This is a genomic window from Streptomyces sp. O3 (assembly GCF_054788135.1).
In genome coordinates this window covers 1-25,993 of sequence record NZ_JBTVYK010000012.1, presented here as the reverse complement: position 1 = coordinate 25,993, position 25,993 = coordinate 1, and the positions used below count along the sequence as shown (strand labels likewise).

The 25,993-nt window shown below is 71.7% G+C and carries 23 protein-coding genes; 5 read left to right on the top strand and 18 right to left on the bottom strand.

What is annotated here, in order from left to right; all coding sequences use genetic code 11:
• Positions 1-55: 55 nt before the first annotated feature.
• The 15 genes from ACX6XY_RS08535 to ACX6XY_RS08465 all read right to left on the bottom strand — a co-directional run bounded on the left by ACX6XY_RS08535 (position 56) and on the right by ACX6XY_RS08465 (position 17,041).
• On the bottom strand, positions 56-931 hold the full coding sequence (locus tag ACX6XY_RS08535) for a 4'-phosphopantetheinyl transferase family protein (protein ID WP_460327973.1): 876 nt from the start codon (positions 929-931) through the stop codon (positions 56-58).
• A complete protein-coding gene (locus ACX6XY_RS08530; protein WP_460327972.1) occupies positions 928-1,233 on the bottom strand; it encodes an acyl carrier protein in 306 nt (101 codons plus the stop codon). The genes ACX6XY_RS08535 and ACX6XY_RS08530 overlap by 4 nt, the downstream gene beginning before the upstream one ends.
• Positions 1,230-3,236 carry an HAD-IIIC family phosphatase gene (locus ACX6XY_RS08525; RefSeq protein ID WP_460327971.1) on the bottom strand — a complete coding sequence of 669 codons (2,007 nt, stop codon included), beginning with the start codon at positions 3,234-3,236 and terminating at the stop codon, positions 1,230-1,232. Before ACX6XY_RS08525 ends, ACX6XY_RS08530 begins: the two co-directional genes overlap by 4 nt.
• A complete protein-coding gene (locus ACX6XY_RS08520; protein WP_460327970.1) occupies positions 3,233-4,369 on the bottom strand; it encodes a 3-oxoacyl-ACP synthase III family protein in 1,137 nt (378 codons plus the stop codon). Before ACX6XY_RS08520 ends, ACX6XY_RS08525 begins: the two co-directional genes overlap by 4 nt.
• Positions 4,366-7,179, bottom strand: coding sequence for a type I polyketide synthase (locus ACX6XY_RS08515; protein ID WP_460327969.1), 2,814 nt, complete (start codon positions 7,177-7,179; stop codon positions 4,366-4,368). The genes ACX6XY_RS08520 and ACX6XY_RS08515 overlap by 4 nt, the downstream gene beginning before the upstream one ends.
• A 109-nt stretch (positions 7,180-7,288) precedes the next feature.
• Positions 7,289-9,133: an acyl-CoA dehydrogenase family protein gene (locus ACX6XY_RS08510; RefSeq protein WP_460327968.1), complete on the bottom strand. Its 1,845-nt coding sequence runs from the start codon at positions 9,131-9,133 to the stop codon at positions 7,289-7,291.
• Positions 9,130-10,938, bottom strand: a complete 1,809-nt coding sequence (locus ACX6XY_RS08505; protein WP_460327967.1) for a fatty acyl-AMP ligase — start codon at positions 10,936-10,938, stop codon at positions 9,130-9,132. Before ACX6XY_RS08505 ends, ACX6XY_RS08510 begins: the two co-directional genes overlap by 4 nt.
• A 222-nt stretch (positions 10,939-11,160) precedes the next feature.
• Positions 11,161-11,904, bottom strand: a complete 744-nt coding sequence (locus ACX6XY_RS08500) for a nuclear transport factor 2 family protein (protein ID WP_460327965.1) — start codon at positions 11,902-11,904, stop codon at positions 11,161-11,163.
• 92 nt (positions 11,905-11,996) lie between these two features.
• A complete protein-coding gene (locus ACX6XY_RS08495; protein ID WP_460327964.1) occupies positions 11,997-13,247 on the bottom strand; it encodes a cytochrome P450 in 1,251 nt (416 codons plus the stop codon).
• A 153-nt stretch (positions 13,248-13,400) separates the two neighbouring features.
• Positions 13,401-14,537 carry a methyltransferase domain-containing protein gene (locus tag ACX6XY_RS08490; protein WP_460327963.1) on the bottom strand — a complete coding sequence of 379 codons (1,137 nt, stop codon included), beginning with the start codon at positions 14,535-14,537 and terminating at the stop codon, positions 13,401-13,403.
• The gene (locus ACX6XY_RS08485) at positions 14,534-15,538 is read right to left on the bottom strand and encodes an MvdC/MvdD family ATP grasp protein (protein ID WP_460327962.1); all 1,005 of its coding nucleotides are present in this window, start codon (positions 15,536-15,538) and stop codon (positions 14,534-14,536) included. The genes ACX6XY_RS08490 and ACX6XY_RS08485 overlap by 4 nt, the downstream gene beginning before the upstream one ends.
• The gene (locus ACX6XY_RS08480) at positions 15,538-15,717 is read right to left on the bottom strand and encodes a hypothetical protein (protein ID WP_460327960.1); all 180 of its coding nucleotides are present in this window, start codon (positions 15,715-15,717) and stop codon (positions 15,538-15,540) included. The genes ACX6XY_RS08485 and ACX6XY_RS08480 overlap by 1 nt, the downstream gene beginning before the upstream one ends.
• Positions 15,718-15,734: 17 nt before the next feature.
• Positions 15,735-16,013 (bottom strand): hypothetical protein, encoded by a 279-nt coding sequence (locus ACX6XY_RS08475; protein WP_460327959.1) that lies wholly within the window; start codon positions 16,011-16,013, stop codon positions 15,735-15,737.
• Between the two features lie 224 nt (positions 16,014-16,237).
• Positions 16,238-16,780: a DUF6624 domain-containing protein gene (locus ACX6XY_RS08470; protein WP_460327957.1), complete on the bottom strand. Its 543-nt coding sequence runs from the start codon at positions 16,778-16,780 to the stop codon at positions 16,238-16,240.
• Between the two features lie 120 nt (positions 16,781-16,900).
• Entirely contained in the window at positions 16,901-17,041 is a 141-nt protein-coding gene (locus tag ACX6XY_RS08465; protein ID WP_460327956.1) for a hypothetical protein, read from the bottom strand.
• A 237-nt stretch (positions 17,042-17,278) separates the two neighbouring features.
• Here ACX6XY_RS08465 and ACX6XY_RS08460 point away from each other — a divergent pair, with 237 nt between their 5' ends.
• From ACX6XY_RS08460 to qcrB, 4 genes are all read left to right on the top strand, one after another.
• Positions 17,279-18,160, top strand: a complete 882-nt coding sequence (locus tag ACX6XY_RS08460; RefSeq protein WP_460327955.1) for a helix-turn-helix domain-containing protein — start codon at positions 17,279-17,281, stop codon at positions 18,158-18,160.
• Entirely contained in the window at positions 18,157-18,366 is a 210-nt protein-coding gene (locus tag ACX6XY_RS08455) for a DUF397 domain-containing protein (RefSeq protein ID WP_460327954.1), read from the top strand. The genes ACX6XY_RS08460 and ACX6XY_RS08455 overlap by 4 nt, the downstream gene beginning before the upstream one ends.
• Positions 18,367-18,665: 299 nt before the next feature.
• Positions 18,666-19,250 carry a TetR/AcrR family transcriptional regulator C-terminal ligand-binding domain-containing protein gene (locus ACX6XY_RS08450; RefSeq protein ID WP_460327953.1) on the top strand — a complete coding sequence of 195 codons (585 nt, stop codon included), beginning with the start codon at positions 18,666-18,668 and terminating at the stop codon, positions 19,248-19,250.
• Positions 19,247-20,983, top strand: a complete 1,737-nt coding sequence (gene qcrB, locus ACX6XY_RS08445) for a cytochrome bc1 complex cytochrome b subunit (protein ID WP_460327952.1) — start codon at positions 19,247-19,249, stop codon at positions 20,981-20,983. Before ACX6XY_RS08450 ends, qcrB begins: the two co-directional genes overlap by 4 nt.
• A gap of 157 nt (positions 20,984-21,140) precedes the next feature.
• On the opposite strand, the gene ACX6XY_RS08440 is transcribed toward qcrB, so the two are convergent.
• The 3 genes from ACX6XY_RS08440 to ACX6XY_RS08430 are packed head-to-tail and all read right to left on the bottom strand — an operon-like array spanning position 21,141 to position 24,918.
• Positions 21,141-22,688 (bottom strand): nitrosuccinate lyase, encoded by a 1,548-nt coding sequence (locus tag ACX6XY_RS08440; protein WP_460327951.1) that lies wholly within the window; start codon positions 22,686-22,688, stop codon positions 21,141-21,143.
• Positions 22,685-22,891: a hypothetical protein gene (locus tag ACX6XY_RS08435; protein ID WP_460327950.1), complete on the bottom strand. Its 207-nt coding sequence runs from the start codon at positions 22,889-22,891 to the stop codon at positions 22,685-22,687. The genes ACX6XY_RS08440 and ACX6XY_RS08435 overlap by 4 nt, the downstream gene beginning before the upstream one ends.
• 56 nt (positions 22,892-22,947) lie before the next feature.
• Positions 22,948-24,918, bottom strand: coding sequence for an FAD/NAD(P)-binding protein (locus ACX6XY_RS08430; protein ID WP_460327949.1), 1,971 nt, complete (start codon positions 24,916-24,918; stop codon positions 22,948-22,950).
• A gap of 479 nt (positions 24,919-25,397) precedes the next feature.
• On the opposite strand from ACX6XY_RS08430, the gene ACX6XY_RS08425 reads away from it, so the two are divergent.
• Positions 25,398-25,993, top strand: a 596-nt coding sequence (locus ACX6XY_RS08425) for an S-adenosylmethionine synthetase N-terminal domain-containing protein (protein WP_460327948.1), incomplete at its 3' end; no start/stop codon positions are given.

Genomic DNA, 25,993 nt, shown 5'->3' with positions numbered 1-25,993 from the left:
CAGGCCAGTCAGGTCAGTCAGGTCAGTCAGGCCAGCCAGGCCGGGCGGCGGCGGGTCAGCCCGGTTCGGGCACCGCCTCGCTGATCGCGGCCACCGTCTCGGCGTCCAGCATCGTGGTGATCTCGGTGTCCAGGGTGCGGCCGAAGCCCTGGTCGTGCACGGCGGCGCTCATGACGAACGCGACGCCGCCGACGTCACGCGCGAAGGTACGGAAGAACCACTCGGCGCCCGCGCCCGTGGTGCCGTCGGGGCGGTTCACCCGCACGGGTCTGCCGTCCGGGCCGAAGCCGAACTCGGTGAAGCGGAACTGCATGCCCTGCCCGATCGCCTTGCTGTAGGCCTCCTTGAGCGTCCACAGGCGCAGCAGGGACGGATTGCGCTCGTCGACCGGCAGCCGCTCCAGGTCACGGCGCTCCTGCGTGGTGCAGATATGCCGGTCCAGGCGTTTCTCGTACAGCTGCCGGTCGGCGAGCTCGGCGTCCACGCCGATCAGGCCGCGCGTGGTGAGGCCGACGAGCAGCAGGTCGTCGGTGTGGCTGAGGCTGATGTCGATCTGGTCGCAGCCACGCAGCGAGGGGCGCCCGGTGGGCCCGTACGCCAGCTCCATATCGGTGGCGTCCGCGCGCAGGGCCGCCGCGGCGGCGTGCTTGAGCAGCCGCCTGGACGCCGCGTACCGCTCGCGGATCTCGGCGTGCGCGATGCCGCTGTAGCGCGGCCAGTCGCGGCCGAGCAGCGCCCGCAGCGCCTGAGCGTCACCGGTGTCGGGACGCCAGTCGGCCAGCCGTCCGTGCACCAGGGCGCTGCCGTGGCGGCGCAGGTCGTCGCGGACCAGGGACCAGTCGGCGCCGGTGGCCGTCACCGCGATCGGGTCGCCGAGCGGCACCCGGCCGTCGGGGGCCGCCGAGGCCGTGTCGGACGCGGGGAAGGTCATGGCCGACCGCCCGGAGCGGGCGCCGGGTGTTCCGGGGCGGGGTCCGGTCCGCCGGGGTCCGCGAGCAGGGCGTGGAGCTGACGTACGGTCCGCGCCTCCAGGACGGCGGGCAGCGGGAGCCGCCGCCCGGTTCCCTGTTCCAGCAGCATCACCAGGCGCAGCAGATGGACCGAGTCCCAGCCGGGCAGCGCGTCCAGGTCGGTGTCCACGTCCGGCTCGCTCAGCTCGACGCCGAGGTCGTCCCGGAACAGACGGACGAGATCCGCGAGCCGCGGCTCATTGCCGAGAAGATTCATCGTCATCCTCTCCGCGGCGCGGTCCGACCCGGCCGCGGGGCGTGTGAGTGCGTCGCGGGGCAGCGCAGATCCGCGACGTCCAGGGCCAGCGTGAGGTGGGCGGGCACGGCGGGCGGATCAGCCAGGCCGTGCGTGAACAACTCGCCGTCCACGCCGCCTCCAGCGTCTTCACCGTCCTCGCCGCGCGCCGGGCGGGCGGTGAAACCGAGGTCCGGGTACAGGGCACGGGCCCGCCCGTTCTTGGCGGTGGCCCGGTAGCGGGCGTGCACCGCGGGCAGGCCCTGCTCGGCCGCCGCCCGCAGCAGGGCGCTGACCACGCCCTGCTCGACGCCGCGGGCCAGCACCCGGCAGCTGAGCAGGAAGGCGTCCAGGCACAGCCCGTCCGGGGCACGGCGGCCCAGTACCGCGCCGACGAGACCGCTGTCGCCGAACCGGTCGGCGACCCGCACGGCGAGCACCAGCCGGTCCGGCGCGGCCGCGAGTTCGGCGATCCGCGGCTGGCTCAGCCGCTCCCCGGTGAGATTGAACTGATTGGTACGCAGGGAGAGCTGGGCCAGGCGCGGGAACTCGTGCGGCTCGGCGGGCGCGATGCGCACCCGCAGGCCGAGGTCGCGCAGATACTCCTCGTACGAGCCGGTACGCGCGCGCAGCGCGTGGCGGGCGGCCGCGTCACGGTAGCGGGCGGTGCGCTCCCGGTCGTCGGCGGTCAGCCGCGGCGTGCTGAACCAGCCGTCCGCGAGCAGGCGCGGCAGGTGCAGCGCGGGTTCCTCGCTCAGCGGTACGACGGCGACGCCGGGCAGCGCGCCGCGGATCAGGGCGCGTTCGGCGGCGGAGTCGTCCACGAAGACCAGGCTGTCGACGCCGATGCCGAGCGCCTCCGCGACGGCGGTCAGGTGGGTGTCCTTGGGCTGCCAGTCGGCGTGCACGCACACGAAGTCGCTCTCGCGCAGGGCCATGTCACCGTGCCCGCGCAGCACGTCGAGGACGGGCCCGCGCTCGTTCTTGCTGCTGATCGCCAGCAGCACGCCCTGTGACGCGAGTTGGCGCACCGCCTGTTGCAGGGCCGCGTGCGGCGCGCCGCGCAGCCCGCCGGGGGACGCGTCGACGCCGTCCGGGCCGTCGTCGCCGAGCACCCCGGCCCACAGGGTGCCGTCGAGGTCGAGTACCAGGCACTTCTTGGCCAGCCCGCGGCGCGAGCGCAGCAGGTGGCCGACCTCGCGGGCGTACCCGGCGAGCAGCTCCACGGTGAACGGCGCGCGGGCGTACTGGGCGAGGCGGGCGTCGTACGCCGGGCCCGTCTCGGCGGCCAGCGGGTCCAGGTCGACGACCGCGACATCGCCGCGCTCCGTGGCCAGGCGCAGCAGCCGGGCGTTGAACTCCCGCCACACCGCGCCGAGCAGGGCGCGCTGCTGCTCGTCGACGAGCTGGTGGGTGTGGGTGCGCGGCAGGGGCAGGGTGTTGAGTACGAGGGTGCCGTGGCCGCGGTCGGTGTGCGCGTCGCAGATCGCCTGTACCCGGTCGGCGAGCCGGGCGCAGGCCAGTTCGACGTCGTGCGCGTCCCACGGCGCGGGCAGCTCGTCGAAGACGGCGCCCGCGTCCAGCACACACAGCGTCACCTCCGGCTTGACCAGGGCGAGTTCGCTGCCCGGATCGGTCAGGTCACGCAGGTACGCGCCGTGGTCGCCGAACACGATCCGGCTCGGCAGGCCGTGCCGGGCCAGCTCGACGGTGAGCGGGTCGGCGAGCTGGCCGAGCGTGCCGTGCCCGGTGACGGCGACCGTGACGGCGTCCACGCCGGGATGACGGTGGCGCACCGCGTCGACGTCCAGACCCGCCAGGATCCGGCCGCAGGCGAGCAGGTCCGCGAGGACCTCGGGCGGCGGCCGGTCCCCGGCGTCGGTGAGTTCGGCGAGCAGCGCGGTGACCTCGGGCCAGTCTGCGGCCAGGCGGTCACGCTCGCGCAGCGCCCGCAGCCGGGTGACCGGCTGCTCGCGCGTCGGTTCAGTCATGCCTCGGGCTTCCCTTCCCTGGACGCCCCCGATTCGGTTGTCTCACCCGGATCACCCGGATCACCCGGATCACCTGGTTCACCCGGATCGACGAGCCCTGTCGTCACCGGCTTCTCCAGGGCGAGCCCCGCCTTGATCCACTTGCTGGACTCGACCGCCACCGTCAGGGCCCGTTCGCCATAGGCGAGCTGCGGCATCAGCCGGTCGAGCTGGATGAGTGGAAGGGCGTTTCCGGTATTGCCCGTATCCGCCACACAGGACACCTCGCGCAGCTCGGGCAGCCCCAGATGCGCGGTGATCCGCTCGGTCATCCGCCCGGACAGCTGCGGCGGCAGCAGGAACCGCACGTCCTCGCGCTTCCAGCCGGTGGTGTCGAGCAGCTCCCACAGGATCTCGGCGGCCATCGTCGGCACGTGATCCTCGATGGCCTTGTAGTCCTCGCGCACCATCTGCCGTACGGGGCTGCGCCGGGTGGAGCCGTTCCAGTCGAGTACCTGGCCCGGCGGGCGGCCGAGCCCGGTGAAACAGTTGATCAGCGCGCGCAGCCGCACCGCGTCGCCGAAGGCGTCGGCGCTCACCACGGCCGCGCCCGCCCCGTCGCCGAACAGCACGTAGTTGACGAGCTCCTCGGTGGGCAGCGAGACGGCGTTGCGCCGCATGTCCATGAACCTGACCGTGATGTCGCCGGAGAGCACCAGGCCGGTGCGGTGCCCGCCCGCGAGCAGTGCCCGGCTGATGTCGAGGCCCTGCACCGCGCCGGAACAGCCCGCCTGGATCTGGTAGGTGGGCAGATGGTCGATGCCGAGCCGGTCGGCGACGTCGTTGACCGTGGCGGGCAGCAGCAGATCGGGGGTCGACGTGGTCAGGACCAGGAAGTCCAGGTCCTGCGCGTCGAGTCCGGCGGCCGCCAGAGCGTGCCCGGCGGCCTCCGCGCACAGGTCGGCGAGCGTGTGGGTGGCGTCGCCGGTGCCGAGATCCCACGCGAAGTGGCGGGTCCGGGTGCCGACGAACAGGTCGATCCACTCCTCGCTGATCCCGAAGACCTCCTTGAGCGCGTCGTTGCCGACCGGCGGTCCTGGCAGCGCGGCGCCGGTGCCCGCGATATAGAGGGGGCTGTGCGTCAGGGTGGTCATGTGGCGGCTCCTACGCTGATCCATTCGCTGAGGAACTGGGCGAGGGTGCCCACGGAGCGCAGTTCGGGCAGGAGTTGCTGCACGCTGACCCCGCTCGCCTGCGGCAGCCGCAGCTCGATACGGTCCTTCAGCTGCATGATCATCACGGAGTCGAAGCCGAGGTCCTCGTAGAAGCGGGTGGACCGGTCGACGCGTGCGGGGTCGTACTCGCCGACCGCGACGACCGCCTCCACGACGACCGCGAGCACCGGGTCGTCGTCGCGCGCCTCGGCCGCGTCGCCGTCCGGGGACCCCGGCACCCGAACGGCGTCCCGGCCGCCGCTCTGGCCGCTGGCCAGGCCGCCGCCCTGGCCGGTCTCGCCGGAGCCCTCGACGCCGTCGCCGCCGTCGCCGCCGCTGTCGTCGCCGCGTACGGGTGTCCGCGCGGGCTGCCGCCAGAAGCGGTGCTCGGTGGCGAAGGCGTACGGCACGAGGCGCTCGTGGCGTCGCTGCCCGGCCGGGTACAGGCCGTCCCACTCGGGATCCACTCCGCAGCGGTACAACGCGGCGACCGCCTCGGCGAGTTGGCGCGGGCCGGTGTCGCCGCCGGGCGCGGGGTGGACGAGCGGGACGCCGTCGGCCGGGTCGCCGTCGGCGTCTGGCGCGAGCAGGTGGGGCCGCGGCCCGATCTCGACGAGCGTGGTCGGCGCGAGACCGGTGACCAGCGCGTCGAGCGCGGCGGCGAACCGCACCGGCTCCCGCGCGTGCGCACGGAAGTACGCGGCGTCCATCGGCTCGTCGTCGAGCAGCCGCCCCAGACGCCCGGAGACGACGGGTACGACCGGATCACCGTAGGAGATCCCGTCCGCGAACCGGTCCGCGCCCCCGTCCGCGCCCCTGTCCGCGACCTCGGCGGAGCCCTCGACGGCGCGCGCGGCGATCAGGCGGGCCGCGTCGGCCAGGGTGAGCACACCCGCCGCGACGGCCGCCGCGTACTCGCCGACGCCATGGCCGAGCACCGCGTGCGGCCGGATCCCGAGAGCGCCGAGCGTCTCGCACAGGGCGTACTGGACGGCGAACAGCGCGGGCCGCGTCAGGGCAGCGTCCGCCTGGCGCGCCCGCCCGTCCCCGTCGAGTACCAACTCGCGTACGGAACCGCCGAGATGGGGTGCGAGGGCGGCGTCCGCGGCGTCCAGGTGCGCGCGGTACAGCGGCGACGCCGCGTACAGCGCGGCCGTCGTCCCCGGCTCGTGCGCCTCCTGGCCGGAGAACACGAAGCCCAGGACCGGCTCCCGCCAGGCACGGTCCGCGACGGGCGTCGCCAGGCCGTCGTCGGCGGCGGCCGCGCGCAGCGCGGCGGCGAGTTCCGCGGTGTCGCCGACCGCGAACGCGGCCCGGTGCGGCAGCCCCGTCTTGACCCGGTTGCTCGACCAGCACAGCGCGGCCGCGTCCCCCCGCGGGCGGCGCGCGACCGCCTCGGCCTGCGCCGCGAGATTGCGGCGCAGCGCCTGCGGCGTGTCGGCCGACACGGTGAACACCCCGCAGCCCGGCGCTGTGCCACGGGCCGCGGGGGTACGGCGTACGCGCGGCGCCGAGCCCAGCACCGCGTGCGCGTTGGTGCCCCCCATGCCGAAGCTGCTCACCCCGGCGTACGTCGGCGTCGCGGGCAGCCGGACGGGAGCCTTGAGCAGCCGAAGACCCCGGTCGGCCAGGCGCAGCCGGGGGTTCTCGCGGGTGGCGTAGCGGCTCGCGGGCACGATCCGGTGGTGCAGCGCGAGCGCCGCCTTGATCAGCCCCGCGATCCCGGCCGCGCCCTCGGCGTGCCCGAGGTTCCCCTTGACCGAGCCGATCGCGCACGGCTCGGCGCGCTCGACGGCGTGCACTTCGCCGAGCGCGGTGCACTCGATGATGTCGCCGAGCACCGTCCCGGTGCCGTGCGCCTCGACGAACCGCACCTGGTCGGGGGTGACCCCGGCCCTGCGGTACGCGGCGGCCATCACCTCCTGCTGGGACCAACGGCTGGGCGCGGTCACCCCGTTGGAGCGGCCGTCCTGGTTGACGGCGGTGCCCTCGATCACGGCGTAGACGCGCTGCCCGTCGGCGAGCGCGTCCTCCAGTCGGCGCAGCACCGCCACGCCGACGCCGTCGCTGCGCACGATGCCGTCGGCCTCCACGCTGAACGGCTTGCACCGCCCGTCCGGCGCGGCGAGCCCCATCTGCTCGTAGACCCGCGCGATCGCCGAGTTGAGCACCAGGTTCGCGCCCGCCGCCAGCGCTGTGCCGCACTCGCCGGACAGCAGCGAGTTGACCGCCAGATGCACCGCCACCAGCGACGACGAGCAGGCGGTGTCCACCACCAGGCTCGGGCCCTTGAGGTTGAGGTGGTACGAGATCCGGTTGGCGGCCATGCCGGTGCCGCTGCCGGAGCCCAGCTGCGGGGTGATCCGGGCCTGCCCGCCGCCGCCCAGGTGCAGCTGCGCCCACTCGGTGCACATGGTGCCCACGAACACCCCGGTGTCGCTGCCCGCGAAGGCGCCGGGCGCGCGCCCGGAGTCCTCCAGGGCGCGCCACGCGCTCTGCAGCAGCAGCCGCTGCTGCGGGTCCATGGCGCCCGCGTCGCGCGGCGACACGGCGAAGAAGGCGTGGTCGAAGACGTCGGCGTGGGAGAGGAAGCCGCCCTGCACCCGGCCGTCGAAGTCCGGTTCGCGGCGGCGCTGCTCGGGCAGCGGGCCGATCGCGTCGCCGCCCCGCATCAGCAGGTCCCAGTAGGCCTCGACGCCGTCCGCCGACGCGAACGCGCAGTCGAGGCCGACGATCGCGACGCCGGTCACGGACGCTCCACCCCACCGCGGTCAGTGGGCGATGCGTCCGGCTGGCATGGTGCGGCGAGTGGCATCGGATCTCTCCTTGCGTGTCCTGCGTGCGGGAGCGCGGGTCGGGTCAGTACGGGAGCGCGGTGTTGTACAGGTCGAAGCCGTAACCGCCGCCGAAGCGGGCCAGCACCTCCTGGTGCACCCGAGCCGTGCACTGCTCGGGAAGCTCGACGTCCCGGATGCCGAGTCGGCCCGCGACCCGGTGCAGCGCGGCCGCCGCCCATGCCGGGTCGGCGACGAACGGGTCGCTGAGGGCGTCGCTGTGCCGCCACACGCCGAGTACGGCGGCCCCGGCGAGCACCAGGACGTACCGGTCGGTGAGCGCGAACCACGCCGGGTTCACGGCGCCATCCCGCCCGAGCGGCTCCAGGGCGAGCACACGGGACCGCAGGTCGCGCAGCTCGTCGACGAGCCGCTGGGACAGGGTGCGCAGCGTGGTCTCGACGGGGCCGCCGCCGGGCAGTGACGCGGCGGTGTCCAGCAGCGACGCGCTGAGGCTGTCGCGCCCTCCGGCGAGGGCGAGCCGGTCGTACGCGAACGCGGGCAGCGGCGCACCGGGCGTGAACAGCGCCGCGGGCGCCGCGTCGTCCCGGAACCACGACGACCGGGCGAGGCCCCTGAGCTGCGGGATGATCGTGGACTGGCAGGCGACGGTGCCCGCGTGGCCGAGGCTGATCATCGGCACGTCCCTGAGGTGCTTCTGGAACGCGCCGACCGTGCCCTCGCGGGTGTAGATCTGTGAGCCGAGCACGGTGGCGAGGTCGTACAGGGTGTCCCGCAGGACCTTCGGCAGCAGCGACTTGACCGCCGCCGAGTACAGGCTGGTCTCGGCGGGCCGCAGCTGGAGCGCCCGCGTGGCGACCACCGACAGGCTGTCGTACAGGAGCAGGTTGACGAACGCGCCGGTGAGCGTGTTCGCGGTGCTCTTCGGGTCGACGGCGCCGCCCGTGGCGCCCGGTCCCAGTTCGCGGTCCACGAGCACCGCGGTGCGCAGCCCGCTGTCGACGCCCGCGACCACCAGGGACGCCATCAGGGTGCGGCTGACCTGGAAGGAGAGCAGCGAGGTGGCGACGCCGCTGCCGAGCGGGCCGAGCAGCGCGTCGGCGGGCACCGGGCAGTCGTCGAAGCGCGCCCCGTCGCAGTAGTAGCCGCGCACGCCGAGCAGGGCGGCGCGCGGGCGGCGGGTGACCTGGTAGCGGTCGGGCGGCAGCCGCTCGGGGTCGAGCAGCAGCGCGGAGAGGCCGTCGCTGCCGCGGCTGGCGGAGGTGCGGCAGATCATGACGAGCGCCTCGGCCCGGTGCAGATTGTTGATCACGGGTTTGGACCCGGTGACCGTGAGGCCGTCGCCGCGCGGTGTGGCCCGCACCTGGCTGCGTACGTAGTCGTTGGTGTGCGCGGTCTCGTGCTGGGCGATGGCGGCCTTCGCGCCGTTCAGGAGCCGCTGGGCGAGCCAGCGCCGCTGCCGTTCGTCGCCGCGCAGCCACACGTCGGACGCCGCCATGAACGTCGACATGCCGTAGCCCATGCCGAGGCCGACGTCACGGCGGAAGACCGCCCGCATCACGCGCAGCAGGGACTCGGCCGAGTCGAAGCGGCCGCCGAGGCCGGTCGGGACGAACTCCTCGTTCAGGCCGAAGGAGTCCAGCACCTCCTCGGCCTCCTGGCAGGCGACGCCCGCCCGGTCGGCGGCCAGCAGCCTGCCGTGGCCCGCCGGGTTGGCGGGGTCGGCCGGGTCGCCCAGGAGCCGCTCCAGGCGGTCGATCCGCGCCGTGGCCGGGGCGCCGGGCGGCGGCGCGCCCAGACCGCGCACGGTGTACGTGCCCGGCGCGGCGTACGTGCCCGGCTCGGCGTGCGTACCCGGCGCGGCGTGCGTACCCGGCGCGGCCGCGGCCCGGACGACCGGCCCGCTCACTGCCGGACGTCCCGGCCGTCGGGGGCGCCCGCGCCCAGGAGTTCGTCGCCGAGCCTGGCCTGCTGCGGCCGGACCAGGGCGCGCACCGCGGGGTCGAGCACCTCGTACAGACTGGACAGCTCGCCGCCGAGGAACAGCTTGCGCATCAGGGTGCGCTGGATCTTGCCGCTGGTGGTGCGGCGCAGGGTGCCGGGGCGTACCAGCACCACATTGCCCGCCGGTACCTCGAACTCCTGGCCGATGAGGGACTGGATACGGCGGGCCAGCGAGCGCAGCCGCTCCCAGTCGGCGTGCGGGGCCCGCACCTCGTGCACCAGGACGAGCTGTTCGCGCTCCGCGTGCACGGTGAACACGGCGCCGTGCACCGAGCCGAGCGCGCTGGACACCTCGCGCACCGCCCACTCGACGTCCTGCGGGTAGAGGTTGCGGCCGTTGAGGATGATCACCTCTTTGAGCCGCCCGGTGACGTACAACTCGCCGTCGAGCAGCGCGCCGAGGTCGCCGGTGCGCAGGAAACGCCCTTTGCCGTCCGCGAGTTGGGCTTGGAAGGTGCGGGCGGACGCGTCGGTCTGCCGCCAGTAGCCGCGGGCGACGCTGGGGCCGCTCAGCCAGATCTCGCCGACCTGCCCCGGCGGCAGCTCGCGCCGCCGCTCGTCCACGATCCGCACGTCGTACGTCCCCGCGTCCCCGCTGCTGACCAGGTGACGCACCGGCCCGCCCGCCACCGGCGGCCGCAACTCGCCCTGTTCGAGGCCCGCGGCGTCCACCGTGCGGCGGCCGTGCGGCCTGCCGGGGTCGCCGCCGCTGACGCACAGCGTCGCCTCGGCGAGCCCGTACGCGGGCGACACGGCCGCCCGGCGCAGCCCGGCGGGCGCGAACCGCTCGGCGAACGCGTCCAGGGTGTCCTGCCGGATCGGCTCGGCCCCGGCGAGCGCGACGCGCCAGCGCGACAGGTCGAGCGAGGCGATCTGCTCGTCGGTGACGCGCCGGACGCACAGGTCATAGCAGAAATTGGGCCCGCAGCTGATGGTCGCGTCGTGTTCGTCGATGGCCCGCAGCCAGCGGACCGGCCGCTTGACGAAGGAACGCGCGGGCAGCTGCACGGCCGTCGCGCCCAGCCACAGCGGGTGCAGCAACTGCGCGATCAGACCGAGGTCGTGGTAGTGCGGCAGCCAGCTCGCGAACCGGTCATCGGGCGTGGACGCCAGCACCCGCCGCACATGCTCCTGGTTGTCGAGCAGGTTGGCGTGACTGACCATCACACCGCGCGGCTGCGAGGTGGAGCCCGAGGTGTACTGCAGGAACGCCAGGTCGTCCGGGGCGATCTCCGGCATGCTCCACTGGTCCGGGTCGACGCCCTCGTCGACGTCGGTGGCCATGCACACGGCCTCACCGCGCCCGCTCATGGCCAGCCACAGCGACACCTCGGGCGCGTTGGCCGAGTCGGTGAGGACCAGGCGCGCGCCGGTGTCCCGGATGATCCCGGTCACCCGCCGCATGCGCTCCTGGCGGTCCTTGGGCAGCGGGGCGGGCACCGCGACGGCCCCCGCGTACATACAGCCGACGAACCCCTTCAGGAAGTCCTGCCCGGACGGGTAGAGCAGCAGCACCGGTTCGCCTCGCGCGCCCCGCTCGGCCAGCCGCACGGCGACGGTGCGCGCCGCGGCGTCCAGCTCCGCGTAACTGAGCCTGCGCGCCGCCGCGTTCGGATCATCCGGCAGGAAGACGTGCGCGTCCGCCTCCGGCCGGGCGTGCGCCCGCTCGACGACGCACTCCGTGAACGTGGCGAATGAACTGGTCACCATCGGCCCCCTCGTGGACGCACTCGGGACGGCACCGGGCACGATCCGGCGCCACGGTGTCAACGGGACGCATCCTGTGATTCCCGGCTAAAGAGAGCCTTGCGGGAGGTCAGACGGATAAAAGCCGCCGCCCGCCGCCCGCCGACTGTGGTCGGCGGGCAGCGGGCAGCGGGCAGCGGGGCACTGCGCGCGTGGGGGAGAGGGGGCTCGGGGGAGGGGCAGCGGTCAGCAGATGCCGTTCGTGTGCGGCATCTGCTCGGGGACGTCGGTGCGGATGTCCCAGTGCTCGACGACCTTCCCGCCCGCGAGGCGGAAAAGGTCGCCGAACGCGTGCGGCGCGCCGCTCAACGTGCCCTCGGACAGGGCGAACACGAAGTTCCCCTCGGCGACGAGATGATGCAGCTTCAGATACTTCGCCCCGGCGAGCGTCTCGCGCAGGCTCGCCACTCCGTCGGCGACCGCGGGCGCGTGCCGGATCAGCTCGCCGCCGTCGAAGAACCCGTCGAGCGCCGTCAGGTCGCCGCCGACGAAGACGTCCTCGACGAGACGGCGGACCGCGTCCTTGTTCGCGGCCGTACGCGCGTGGTCGACGACCTCCGCCGCGCCGTCCCCCATGTCGTGCCCGGCCGCGCTGGGCCCGGTCTCCGGCGCCACCGCCTCCCAGTGCTCGGCGATCCTGCCGTCGGCGGCGCGGTACAGGTTGAACAGCATCAGCGGCACCGGGGCGAGCCCGGTGACCCGCGCGTGCAGCAACACCATGTCGCCCTCGCCGATCGAGCGCAGCAGGTCATAGCGGGCGCCCGCGCCCTTGGCCTGCTCGGTGAGCTGTCGCAGACCGTCCCTGCCGTCCGCGCACAGCGGGCTGTGCTGGATGAACGTCGGCGCGTAGTACGTGTCGAGGGCGCCGTCGGTGTCGTCGCCTCCGGTCAGCGCCAGTACTCCCTGGGTGATGAGGCTCTTGGTGTCCATCGGATCTCCAAGTCGGGCTCACAGTCGGGGGCTCACAGTCGGGACCCACAGTCGGGACCCACAGTCGGGACTCACATAGGGACGCGCGGGGCTTACGCGTTCGTGGTGACCGGCAGCGACTCCAGCGCACGCGAGAGCAGACTCGGCTTGTACTCCAGCCGCTCACCGGTCAGCGCCAGCTTCGGCGCCCGCCGGAACAGCGCCCCCAGCGCGACCTTGCCCTGCGTACGGGCCAGCGGCGCGCCGAAGCACACATGCATCCCCGAGGCGAAGCTGAGATGCCGGTTGTCGGCGCGCCCGAGGTCGAGCGTGTCCGGGTCCGCGAACGCCTCGGGGTCCCGGTTCGCCGCACCCCGTACGATGATCACCTGGTCGCCCGCGCCCACCACATTCCCCTCGCCCAGGTCCACGTCCTCGAACGCGACACGGATCGAGAGGTGCGACGGCGAGTCGTACCGCAGGAGTTCCTCGACGGCCGGTCCGGCCAGGTCGGGCTCGGCGCGGAACCGGGCGAGCTGGTCCGGGTGGCGCAGCAGGGCGAGCGCGCCGTTGCCGATCAGGTTCGTGGTCGTGCCGTGACCGGCGATGAACAGCAGGATGCAGGTGCCGAGCAGCTCCTGCTCGCTGATGTGCCCCGCGTCCTGCTCGGCCGTCAGACGGCTCAGCACGTCCTCACCGGGATCCCGGCGGCGCTCGGCCGCCAGCGCGCGGAAGTAGTCGTTGAGCCCGGCCAGCGCCTCGTCCCTGCCCCGGTGGTCCGACTTCGACACGGTGAACGAGGGGCTCACGCCCGCCAGATAGTCCTGCGCCCACTTCTCGATCATCCGGTGGTCTGGCTCAGGCACCCCGAGCAGATGACAGATCACCCCGAACGGCAGGGCGTGCGCGACGGACGCGATCAGGTCGAACTCCGGGCCTTCCCGCAGCGCTTCGTCGATGAGCTGCTCGGTACGGCGCTCGATGTAGCCGTTGGCGCTGCGCATCACGCGCGGCCCGAACGTGTCGCGCAGGGCGCGACGCATCCGGGTGTGGTCCGGCGGGTTCATGAAGATGAGCATGTGACGCTGATCGGCGAACCCGCCGGGCAGCGCCGCCCCGTCAGAGGAATCACCGGAATCACCGCCCGAAGCGGGCGTCGGATATCCGAACCGCTCGTCCCGCATCACGCGATCGCATTCCCGGTGCCGGGTGAGCACCCAGAAGCCCGCCGGGCTACGGAAAACGGGCGCGGACTCGCGCAGCCGCCGGTAATGGGGATAGGGGTCCTGCCGGAACCCCGGCGCGTCAGGATCGAAGCCGAGCATGTTCCCGGCACCGCCCCGCATCGTCGTCGTGCCGCTCACATGCCCTCCGCTCGCCCGGTCCTGCCCCGTCACCTGTCCTCTTGGTCGGTGCACCACACGGAACCACAGCCACCCAGCGCCGTGAAGTGACAACTTTCTGTCATCGCCCTCGGTTTCGGGGTGCGCCGCCTGCGGACACTGGGCAGGTGCCGCCTACGCGGGCAGGGGCCAGCTCGGGCCGTCGGGGGCGTCGAGCCATACGCGTTGTGCCGTGCCGCTGATGGTGACGCCGTAGCGGTCGGGGGCGGGCTCGTCCCTGTCGCGGAAGACGGCGTACGCCCCTTCGAGATGTGTCCAGAGGCGGCGGGCGCCGGCCTCGGTTACGGCGCCGCTCGCGTCAAGGCTGGCGATGGAGCCGTCGGGGGACCAGACGCGTACGCCGCGGGGGGCGTTGTCGTCGTGGAGGTCGTACTGCCATACGAGACCGGGCTCGATGATGCCGACGAGGAACCGGAAGGCGTTGTTGAAGACCATCGCGGCGGGCAAGGCGGTGGGGCGCCCTAGTCTGCCGTCGAGTTGGGCGAGGTCGCCCTTGGGGGTGCTGGTCTGCTGGTTGTGGCGAAGGGGCATGAACGCGGCGGTGCCGATGAACCGGCCTTCGGCCGTGTGGGGGCCGGTGCGGCGGATACGGGCGAGGCCGAGGCCGAGCGGGGCCAGGATGAGGCCGTCGGCGGCGAGTTGGTCGAGCCATGCCGGTGGTACGGATGAGACGCTGCAGGTCGCCAGGATGCGCCCGTACGGGGCCGTGGGGGCGTGGCCGTGTGCGCCGTCGCCGGTGACGACGCGTGGCCGGTATCCGGCCTGGGCGAGGCGTCCGCGGGCGGGCTCGGTGAGCTCGTCCGTGAGGTCGACGGTCGTCACGCGCTGCTCGCCGAGGCGGTGCGCGAGCAGGGCCGAGTTGTAGCCGGTGCCTGTGCCGATTTCGAGCACGGTGGTGTCGTCGTCGGTGATGTCGAGGGCTTCGAGCATCTCGGCCATGAGCGAGGGCACGGTGCTGGACGAGGTCGGAGCGCCGTCGGTGCGTTGTGTGATCAGGGTTCGGTCGGCGTAGACGCCGCCGAGCCATTCCTCGAGGGTGCCGGGATCGTCGCCGCTGACGCGACGCCCGCCGTTGTCGTAGTAGGCGGGTACGAAGACGTGGCGGGGGACGTGCTCGAACGCGTCGCGCCATGCGGGGTCGACGAGGTCGCCGGAGTCGCTGAGGGCTTGGGCGAGTTTGGCGCGCAGCGCGGCGGCCTGCTCGTCGAGCCCGGAGCCGGAGCTGGAGCCGGGGTCTGGGTCGGTGCTCACGTGGTGGTGCCTTTCTCGAACAGGTCGGCGAGTGCGTGGGTGATGGCTTCGCGGGTGCGCTCGATCCATGCCCATTGGCCGTTGGCGTTCACGTCGATCAGGTGGTGTGTTCCCTTGCTGTCGACGATCAGATCGAGAGCGGCGAAGACGAGGCTGAGGCGGTCGAGCAGTACGCGTATGCCGTCGGCCACGGAGGTGGGTAGTTCGACGGGGCCGTAGGTGAGGCTGCCGGAATCGCGCCGCCAGTCGAGGCGGGCAGGCCCGTCTGGCGCGTAGACGGCGACGGGGAACAGTCGGCCGTCGACGGCGGTTACGCGGACCTCGTATGCCTTGTCGGTGATCTCCCGTTGGAACAGGTGAGCGGTTAGGGCGATACGGGGGTCGCTCCACTGCTCGCGCGGGACACGGCGGGTGTAGAGCTGTCCGCGTTGGCCGCCCTCGGTGTGCACGATGCTGCCGAGGACCTTCGTCACGATGCGCCCGCCGCATCGTTCGGCGAACGGGAGGACGTCGTCAGGGTTGTTGGTGATCAGGGTCTCGGGCACGTGCAGGCCGGCCTCGATGGCGGCGGCGAGCTCGCGAGGTTTGGTGCAGTCCGCGTTGCGCTCGGGCCGGTTGACCCATAAGACGTCGGGCAGTGAGCCGAGCACACCGGAGACGGCGCGTTTTGCCTGCGAGGCGGCGAACTCCTGCTCGGGGCCGCTCATGCTGTCGGGGAAGGCGAAGCGAGTGGGCTTGCGCCACCACACCGAGCGCAGCTCGGAAAGGTCGATTCCGCGGGTGGGGTCGTGCATCTGTCCGCCCCATAGTCCGTCGGGGCGCAGCTCGGCGGACAGGGTCGAGGTGGTCGGGAAGTCGGCGAGGTCGGTGCGCCAGAAGGGCACACCGCGGCTGTTGAGCTCGCGGAGGACGTAGTCGGCGGTCGGGTCGAGGGCGTAGGTCACGACGAGCACGCGCGGCGCCGCAGCGCCGCGCGTGCTCTGCCCATGGGCGTGTGCCATCAGTCGTCGCCCTCGTCCGCGTGCTGCTCGATCGGGTTGCTACTGCCCGACCCGGCGCTGCATGTGGGCGTCGTGGATGCGGCGGTGCCCTGCCATACCGGCCGGGTGGCGAGGGGGCCGTGGGGTCCGCTCGCGGTGGTGTTGTTCTGGGGCGGAGTGCCTCTGGTGAGTACGGACATGGTGCGACCTCCGTGTGTCAGTCGTCGTTCTGGTCCGTGTCGATGGCGATCGCGTCCTTGCCGTCCGACTCGGTGTTGCATGAGGTGCCCTGGTCCATGGCCGGGGAGTCGAGGACGGTCCGGCCGTCGGCGAGGGAGAGCTGTGAGACCGGGTCGACGGTGACCGCGGGGCGTCGGCCGGGGGTGACGGGAGTGGTCAGCGCGTCGAGGCCGAACGGCCGGGTAGCGAGCGGGCCGACGGGCTCGGTGCGGATCGCGTGAGACAGGGTCGGAACGCGTTCAGTGAGTTCAGACATGCCGTGTATTCCCCTTCGCTTGGTCTTGCAGTTCGGTTGGCGTGCGGTGGTGCACCGCCCCGGACAACGACGAGTGAACGAATCGAGTAGTCCGGAGCGGGTCTGTGTCGTCACCGGGCGGCGGCGAGCGCGAGATCGGGGCCGCAGTCGATGCCGCAGGTTGCCAGGGCGGCGGCGGTGCGGTGCTCCCTCTGGAGACGGCGCACCTGCTCGGCGGTGCGGTGCTACGACCGTGGAGGCGTTCTCTGTTGGGCGCGGAACGCTGCTTCGTACTCGGCGTGCGGTCCGAGCCCGACCGCGGCGCGGCGGGCGTCGAGACGGTCGGGGTCGGCGATGTCCCATAGACGCATACCGTGGCCGTCGCCGGTATCGAGGTACTGCGTGCCGAACAATTGCGGTTCTCGCTGGTGCATGAGGCACCGGTCGGTGAGGTACGCGAGTTGCCAGGCGGGTGCCTCGCCGTGGTCGACGGCATCGCGGAGCAGGTTCAAGGCGCGTAGCTGAAAGTCGAGTTCGGCGTGTTGGGCGATGAGCCATGCCGCAGTTGTGGCTTGCTCGCCGACGAGGGAGAGGCCGGGCCAACCGTAGGCGTCGAGGATGCGGGCAAGGGCGGCGGTGTTGTCGGCGTCCACAGTGCGCATCAGGTCGCTGTCAGGGGTGAGGCTCGGCCCGTTCTCGCGTACACCGCGGGCGTGTTGGTCGGTGGCCATGCGGCGCAGCAGCTCGTCGGCGACGGCGGGAAGCTGTGGCGGTGTGGGGGCGGACATGGTTCTGTCTCCCTTCTGTCCGTGGGGTGTGCGGTCACTGCATGGCGAAGGTGATCGGCCTTGCATCCGTCCCCGTCTCAGGTTCGATCACGTACTCGCGGAATCGGTAGGCGGCGCACGTCACTTGGACTCTCCGTGCAGAGAGTCGAGGTGCCGCTTGATCTCCTCCTGTAACGCGTCGACCTGTTGCTCCATCTGATCGCCCGTCGGTGGGGATCCGGCATCCTGCTGCTCTGGTGATTGCTGCTGCTCCGCAGTCATCAGGGGCCTCCGTGTCATAGGCGACGCTGACTCAATGCCGCTACGGCGTAGCCAAGTCACCACGCACAGCGACTGGCTCTCAGAGTGCCTGCCGGGTCCTTGCCGTGCAAGACTTCATAGCGGTGCTTCGCTCTCAATTCGTCGAGTTGCTGACTTGTATTGCGTGGCGGGTACTTGGGTGCTTTCATCGCGAGTGATGGAAGTCCGTCATACTGGGCGCTGTTGAAGGGGTGGAGGATGGCAGAGGGGCCTACTGGATCAACCGTCCCGCGTCGTCAGCTCGGGCGGAACTTGCGTGACTTACGCAACCGGGCACGTCTGACGGTTCGCGCTGCGGCGAAGAAACTGGAGTGGTCCGAGGCGAAGATGTGGCGCATCGAGACGGGCCAGACCCCGTTGCGCAGCCTCGATGTCCAAGCGATGTGCATGGTCTACGGAGCGCCCGCTGACCTGACCGAGGCGCTCATGGGCCTTGCCAAAGAGACCAAGTCGCGTGGCTGGTGGCATGCCTACGGAGACGTGATCCCGGGAGGGTTCGACGTGTACGTCGGCCTCGAGGAGGCCGCAGCGAGTCTGTCCTCATACGAGAGCGACATCGTCCCAGGGCTTCTTCAGACGGAAGGCTACGCGCGCGAAGTCACCCGGACTCACATCCGAGGGATTGACGACGAGGACCTCGACGGACGGGTACGCCTTCGGATTGAGCGGCAGTCGCTGCTCACGCGCGCCACAGATCCGCCGACCTTGCGCGTGGCACTGAGCGAAGCGGTGCTACGGCGCCCCATCGGCAGCCGTGACGTGATGGCAGCGCAGCTTGCGCACCTCGTCTACGTCTCCGAGCTTCCGAACATCGCGATCCGCGTCGTGCCCTTCGCCGCTGGTATGCACTCCGGTGTCGTTACCGGACCGTTCGTCATCCTGCGCTTCCCGGTCAACGGCGACGGGAGTGAAACGGAACCGCCTACGGTCTACGCAGACGGTTACACAGGGGGGCTGTACCTTGACAAACCGTGGGAAGTAGAGCAGTACGACGCGGCATTTCAAGGAATCTGGGAAACATCGCTCGATGAGCAGGCGTCGCGACTCCTGCTCTCCGAAGTGGCAAGCAGGGAGCCATGAACAAGGTTGATCTACAGAATGCGCACTGGTTCAAGTCGAGCTACAGCAACGGTAACGGCAACTGCGTCGAGGTCGCGAACCTCGGTACCGCGGTTGCCGTGCGTGACAGCAAGCAGCAGAGTGCCGGACCGGTCCTGACCAACACTGTCGAAGGGTGGCAGGCATTCATCGTGAGTGTGGTCGACGGCGAGTTCGGCGAACGGTAGGCGCTGTCTGCGGCTATCCGCACCTACGACCAAGGCGCCCCCGTCCCGGACAGCTTCCGGTCCAACGGGGGCGCTCTTGCTGGCTGAGCCGGTTGAGCATGCGCAAAGCGCCCCCTGTATGACCCTCGCAGGAGCCCTGCTCCCCCTACCTCTCCGGCCCGTGCGCGTACGACCGGAACGGGCCGGAAATTCCTGCATGACAAGTTATTGCCATAGCCGGACGGGTGGGGCGTGACAAGCGGCTAGCTACGCTTTCGGCTATGACAAGTGTGGGGCAATCCGCCGCAATAGAAGGCGACTTGACTCTCCGGGAGAGGGTGTACGACGCGGTGCTCGTGCTGTGCCGCGAGCGCTCCTATGAAGAGATCGGCCTGGGGGACATCGCGGAGCGCGCGGGTGTGGACGAGGCGGCGGTCCACGAGGTCTGGCCCGCCAAGAACCTCGTGGTCATGGAGTCGCTGCTGCACGCCGTCGCCCCGCACATGAGGTTCCCGCGCACCGGCGGTATCAGAGCCGATCTGGAAGCCCAACTCGCCGCGGTGACCCGGCTGTTCGCCGATCCGGGGATCGGGCCGCACCTGGCCGCGGTGATCGCCGACATACACGCCGACCCGCGGCTCGCGGACGCGTTCCTGCGCCAGGTGTACACACCCAACCGGGCCGTGGCCCGCGCGCGGTTCGAACTCGCCCAGGAGCAGGGCCAGGTGCGCCTGGACATCGACCTGGACACGGCCGTCGACCTGGTCTTCGGGCCGATCTGGTTCCGGCTGCTGCTCGGCACCGGACCGCTCACGCCCCAACTGGCCGCCTCCATAGCCGATCACGCGCTCACCGGCCTGGGCGTCGGGGCCGCCGGACATCACAGGGAGGTCGAGCAGGCGTGAGCACCACCGACGACAGGCCGCGCGCCGGGGCCCCCGCGCCACGCGGCGAACGGGTCGCCGACTACGTCGACGGCCGCTTCGGGACCTACCGGGCCAGGGTCCTGGTCCGCAAGGCGTTCCCCGAACACTGGTCGTTCATGTTCGGCGAGATGGCGCTGTACAGCTTCGTCATCCTGATCCTGACCGGCATCTATCTGACGCTGTTCTTCAAGCCGTCCATGACCGAGGTCATCTACGACGGCGCGTATGTGCCGCTCCAGGGCGTCACGATGTCCGAGGCGTACGCCTCGACCGTGGACATCAGCTTCGACGTGCGCGGCGGCCTGTTCATCCGCCAGGTGCACCACTGGGCGGCCCTCACCATGGTGGCCGCGGTCTGTCTGCACACCCTGCGGCACTTCTTCACCGGCTCGTTCCGCAAGCCGCGCGAGATCAACTGGGTGATCGGCTTCGTGCTGCTGGTCCTCGTCATCCTCGAAGGGTTCGCCGGGTACTCGCTGCCGGACGACCTGCTCTCGGGCACCGGCCTGCGCATCGTCCAGGGCGTCACCCTCGCCATCCCCGTGGTCGGCACCTATCTGCACTTCTTCATCTTCGGCGGCGAGTACCCCGGCGACGATGTGATCTCCCGCCTGTACAGCGTCCATATCCTGCTGATTCCGGGCATCATGCTGGGCCTGATCGTGCTGCACGTCCTGTACGTCGGCATCCACAAGCACACCCAGTTCCGCGGACCGGGCCGCACCGAGAAGAACGTCATCGGCCAGCCCCTCGTCCCCGTGTACGTGGCCAAGGCGGGCGGCTTCTTCTTCGCCGTCTTCGGCGTCCTCGCCCTGATAGCGGGCCTCGTCACCATCAACCCGGTGTGGAAGTACGGGCCCTACCGACCCGACCATATCTCTCAAGGCTCCCAGCCCGACTGGTACATGGGCTTCCTGGAAGGCGCGCTGCGCGCCATGCCCGCCTGGGAGTTCAGCGTCGTGGGCTACACCGTCAACATGGGCGTGCTGCTGCCCGCTGTCGTCCTGCCAGGACTGATGGCCCTGGTCATCGCCGGATGGCCGTTCCTGGAGGCATGGGTCAGCGGCGACAGACGCGAACACCATCTGCTGGACCGGCCGCGCGAACACCCCACGCGCACCGCGTTCGGCTGTGCCTTCATCGCCTTCTACCTGGTGCTGTTCTTCGGCGGCGCCAACGACATCCTCTCCGAGAAGTTCCACCTGAACCTGAACAGCTTCACCTGGGCGGTGCGCATCGGCCTCTTCGTCGCCCCGGTGATCACCTACGTCGTCACCAAGCGCATCTGTCTCGCCCTGCAACTACGCGACCGCGAGAAACTGTTGCACGGCCGCGAGACCGGCAAGATCATGCGACTGCCGCACGGCGAGTTCGTCGAGGTGCACGAACGGCTCGACCGCGAGCGCGAGTACTCCCTGCTGTCCCGCGAGGTCCTCAAGCCGCTCCCGGCCCCCGAACCGGACAGCGACGACGTACCCAACCCCAGGCTGCGCCGCGACAAGCTACGCCACCGGCTGAGCCGTTGGATGTACGGCGCCCAGGTCCCGACCCCCACCCCCGAGCAGTACGAACAGGCCCTGGAACACCTCGAACCGGGCGACCACACTCCCGCCGCCCTGAACGGCCACGACCCGACGGCCGAACACGCGAAGGTCGGCCCGCCACGCACCGGCGACTCCGCCCAGGACCCCGACACCCCGGCCCGCCACTGACCCCCAGGGCCGACCGCGACCGGCCGGGACCGCGACCGGCCGGGACCGCGACCGCCGGTGCCACAACCACCGGGCCGAGCACACCACTTCGCGGCCTCTGGGTGTTTTACCGCGGTAAAACACTCAGAGGCCGCGTTCGTTCACACCCGAGAGCGCGTCAGCGGCACCCCAGCACCGCGTGGAACCGGTCGACCACCCGGTCCACCAACGCGCCCGCCGCGCCCGTATACCCGGCAGGGTCGGTCAGCGCGTCCAGGTCCGCCCGCGAGAAGCGGTCCGCGATGTCCGGGACACGGGCGAGGACTTCGGCGAGCGGCAGGCCCTGCGCCGCGGCCCGCTGCGAGGCCTCGGTGACCGTCGCCTTCGCCGCGGCCTTCCCGAGCACCGGCGCGAGCCGCGCCGCGAGCCGTTCCGCGACGATCAGCGCACCGGTCGCGCCCAAGTTGGCGCGCATCCGCCCGGCGTGTGCGGACAGACCCCCCGCCAGCTCGGCCGCCGTGTGCGCGGCCCCGCCGACCAGCCGCAGCGCCTCGCGCAGCGGCTGCCACTCGGCGTGCCAGGCCCCGGCCGGACGCTCGTCGTCGGCGAGCGCCTGCTGCGCCACCGACGCGGCGAGCAGCGGCACCTGGGCCGCGGCCGAACGGATCAGCGTCGCCAGAACGGGGTTCACCTTCTGCGGCATCGCCGACGACACCCCGCGCCCCGGCGCGGTGGGCTCCGCGACCTCCGCGACCTCGGTACGGGACAGGGACTGCACATCCACGGCGATCTTGCCCAGCGCGCCCGAGACCTGGGTGAGCACGGCCGCCAGGTCGCTGAGCGGGGTGCGCACCGTGTGCCAGGGCGCCGTCGGCACGGCGAGGTCCAGCTCATCGGCGTACGCGCGGAACAGCTCGTCCACATACACGGACGGGTCGGCGGCACTCGACTCGGGGGCGTCGATCCGCGCGTACTCCAGATACCCGGCGAGCGTCCCGGCCGCGCCGCCCAGCTCCACGGGCAGCCCCGTCAGGATGAGCGTCGCGACCCGCTGATGGGCGTCGAGCACCCCCTGCAGCCAGGTGGCGGCCTTCAGCCCGAAGGTGGTCGGCACCGCGTGCTGGGTCAGGGTGCGGCCCGCCATCGGCGTGTCCCGGTGCTCCCGCGCCAGCCGCGCGAGCGAGACCGCGGTGCGCTCCAGGGCCTCCAGCACGAAGCCCAGCGCCTGCCTGGCCACCAGCATGGTGGCGGTGTCCAGGACATCCTGGCTGGTGGAGCCCCGGTGCACGTAGTGCGCGGCCTCGGCGTCCTGGAAGGCGACCGCGGCGGTCAGCGCCGAGACGACCGCGACCACCGGGTTCGCCGCGCCGCGCGCAGCCTCGGCCAGGGCGCGCACGTCGAAGTTCTCGGCCTGGCCCACTTCCGTGATCAGCTCGGCCGCCGCCCGCGGCACCAGACCCATCCGGGCCTGTGCCCGCGCCAGGGCCGTCTCCGCGTCCAGCATCGCCTGCAACCAGGCCCGGTCGCCGACCAGCGGCTCGACGGGGGTGCCCGCCCGCACCGGGGACAGCAGCCCGGCGTCCGGCTCGACGTACGGCTCGACATACGGCGGCGTGGCGGGCACGGCTGGGGACGGCTCGGCCAATGCCGAGGCGCTGGTACTGGCACTGGTACTGGTACTGGCGGTGGCGCTAGCGCTGATGCTCGTGCTCGTACTGGTGGTCATTGAGCGGGCTCCGATTCGGTGACGGCGGGCAGCGGTGCGGCGGGCCGCGCGACGGACGGTACGAGGGGCGGCCGCGCGGCGGAAGACGCACCGGGCGGTACGGCGGGCGGCACGCTGTACGGCGGCGGCACCGGCGGCACCGGCGCCAGCGGCGTCGGCGCCCGCAGCGCCCGCCAGATCACGCCCAGCACGGAACTGACCACGGCCGAACCGGCCAGGACAGGACGACGGCGACGACTGAGGGGAGGACGACCAGCCATCATGTCGCCTCCGTCCCGGCGGGCGCGCCCGGCAGCGTGAACGCCGGACCGTGCGCCAGGGCGAGCACCGCCCGCGCGATGGCATCCGAGTCGGTCAGCGTCACCGAGTTGACGCCGGGCCGGATCCCGGCCGCGGTGACCCAGTGCACGGACTCGGTCGGCACCCCGTACGCGAACCGCCGCGGGTGCGACGCCCCCGTCGCGTCCAGCAGCCGGTACGGCCGCTCGGTCACCGCGAGCCCCCCGGTCTCGTACGCCTGCGCCCCCGGCCCGTGCACCAGATGCAGCCTGCACTGCCCGGTGGTCCTGAGATGGCGCAGCAGCGGATCGGCGGTGCGCCGCAGATCGATGTCCGGCAGCCGGGCCTCGATCAGCGCGGACGCGCGCACCTCGGAACCGGGCACCCGCGGCGAGGACGCAACGAACTCCCGTTTCTCCACATCGAGTTCGACCTGAAGATCCGGGCCGACGATATGCAGCACCCCGGCCTCGATGAGCGCGATCGCCTCCTGCACACGGGAGACTGGCGGCCCGATCGACAGATACGCGTTCAGCGGCGTGTACCAGCGGTCCAGGTGGTCCCGGTGCGACTCGGCGGTCAGACCGCCGTGGTCGACGAGCAGCCGGATCTCGTTACGCAGATCGCGCAGCGCGTCCAGGGCCGACTTCAACGGCCCGGACACATTGCCCTCCAGGGCGTCCGACACATCCTGCCGCAGCCGCGCCACCAGCCAGTCGCGCCAGGCGGCCGGGCCCTCGAACCGAGCGCCCCGGTCCGGTCTGGCGATGTCCTTCCAGTCCCAGCGGTCGGCGGCGCGGACACCGTACTCGTCGAGCACCGCACGCTCGGCCGCGCTGTCCCACGCGGTCGCCAGCAGCCGCTCACGGAACCGGTCGACGGCGGACTCGTCCCGGTCGCGGTCGCGGGCCAGCAGCGCCGTGTAGTAGACCGTCTCGACCTCCTTGGCGACCAGCGGCCAGATGTCGTCCTTGAAGTCGAGCCCCGCCCCGACCTCGGCGCGGCGGCGCAGCTCGTGCACCTTCCGCGCGTCGAGCAGCAGCGGTATGTGCCGTCCGTGCGCGCCCTTCTCGTTCTCGCCGCGCGCGTGATACGGCACACCGCGCCGGGAACCCGCGTACATCACCGGCTCGTCACCGGACGGCCGGTAGACGACCTTGTCCCCCACCCGCTCGTACACGCCGCCACGCCCCTGCGTGAACAGCGCCATGTAGTCGAAGAAGTTCAGCCCGAGCCCGCGCAGCACGACCGGCGCGCCCGCCGCGATGTCGCGCAGGTCGATGTCGGCCGGGTTGGCGGGCCGCAGATGGGTCAGGCCGAGCCGGGTCGCCTCGGCGTGCAGCCGGGCCAGCGGCTCGGGATCCTCGGCCTCCACATGGCCGAGCGACAGCACCACGGCGTCCAGGCCGGTCAGTTCGCGGCCGTTCTCCAGCCGGACGGTCTGCCAGGGAGAGTCGTCGCCCGCGGCGTCGTCGAGGGCCACGGCCCGCGTACGGTGCACGACGATGTCCACCTGGTCGGGGGCGAGCGCCACCACCCGCTGGAACACCCACGCCAGATAGCGACCGTAGAAGGCTCGGGTCGGATACGTGTCAGGGCCGAGCTGACGCGCCTCGGCGAGGAACCCCTCGTCAAGACCCGACTCCTCGGGTTCGAGCGGCGTCATCAGCTGCGCCCACTCGTAGAGGCTGGGACCGGTCGCCAATGGGCCCTCCATGTCCACCGACTCATCGGTGAACAGGCTCACTTGCGAGGCGACGGTGTTCATCAGCAGATGCCGGGACTGGCTGCCGCGCCACACCCGGCCGGAACCTGGTTCTTCGGGATCGACCACATGCACCGTGATCCGGACGTCGGGTACGAGAGTGGCGTTGGCGCAGACGCGCTCGAGCACCGACAGGCCACGGGGCCCGGTGCCGATGACGCACACGGTCAGTTGCTGATTGGCCATCTGCTGCTCCTGATTACGTGAGTTGGGGGGGACACGGAGGCGCGGTGCATCGCGGCGTGTTTTGGCGGGATGTGATGCGTCGACTCGTCGGAAAGCGCGTCACATGACGGAACTGGCGAACTGGCGAACTGGCGAACTCGCGGTCGGGTGAACTGGCGCGACGGGAAGCAAATCCCGTGCCCTGAATACGGGTCAACGACAGGGCGGCTATGGCTCCGCAAAGCACCTTCGAGAGCGTGAAACGCGCCGGTATCCTGCTGTGCCCGACCCGTCTGGTCCGCGGTTTGCCGTGCTCGGGGCATGCGCGACGCGCTCCCTTGCCATGCGGCTGCCATACGTCACACGACCGAACCCGGCCGGAAATTCGCGGGAGTTACGGAAGTTACGGGAGTCGCGGGCTCAAGCCGTGCTTAAGCACCTGGCCGCAGCATGAGCGACACGTTTTCCGCCCACGTGCCCGACTCATTCCAGGGAGTGCCGTGTCTCGCCGTCTGTTCACCTCGGAATCCGTGACCGAGGGGCACCCCGACAAGATCGCCGACCAGATCAGCGACACCGTCCTCGACGCGCTCCTACGCGAGGACCCCGCCTCCCGAGTGGCCGTGGAGACCCTGATCACCACCGGCCAGGTGCACATCGCGGGAGAGGTCACCACCACCGCCTACGCCGACATCGCCGGACTCGTACGCGAGACCATCCTCGGCATCGGCTACGACTCGTCGGCCAAGGGCTTCGACGGCGCCTCCTGCGGCGTGTCCGTCTCCATCGGCGCCCAGTCGCCCGACATCGCACAGGGCGTCGACACCGCGTACGAGAGGCGAGTCGAGGGCGAGGACGACGACCTGGACCGTCAGGGCGCGGGCGACCAGGGCCTGATGTTCGGCTACGCCTGCGACGAGACGCCCTCGCTGATGCCGCTGCCCATCGACCTGGCCCACCGGCTCTCCCGCCGCCTGACCGCGGTCCGCAAAGACGGCACCGTTCCCTACCTGCGTCCCGACGGCAAGACGCAGGTCACCATCGAGTACGACGGCGACAGGCCGGTCCGTCTGGACACGGTCGTCGTCTCCTCGCA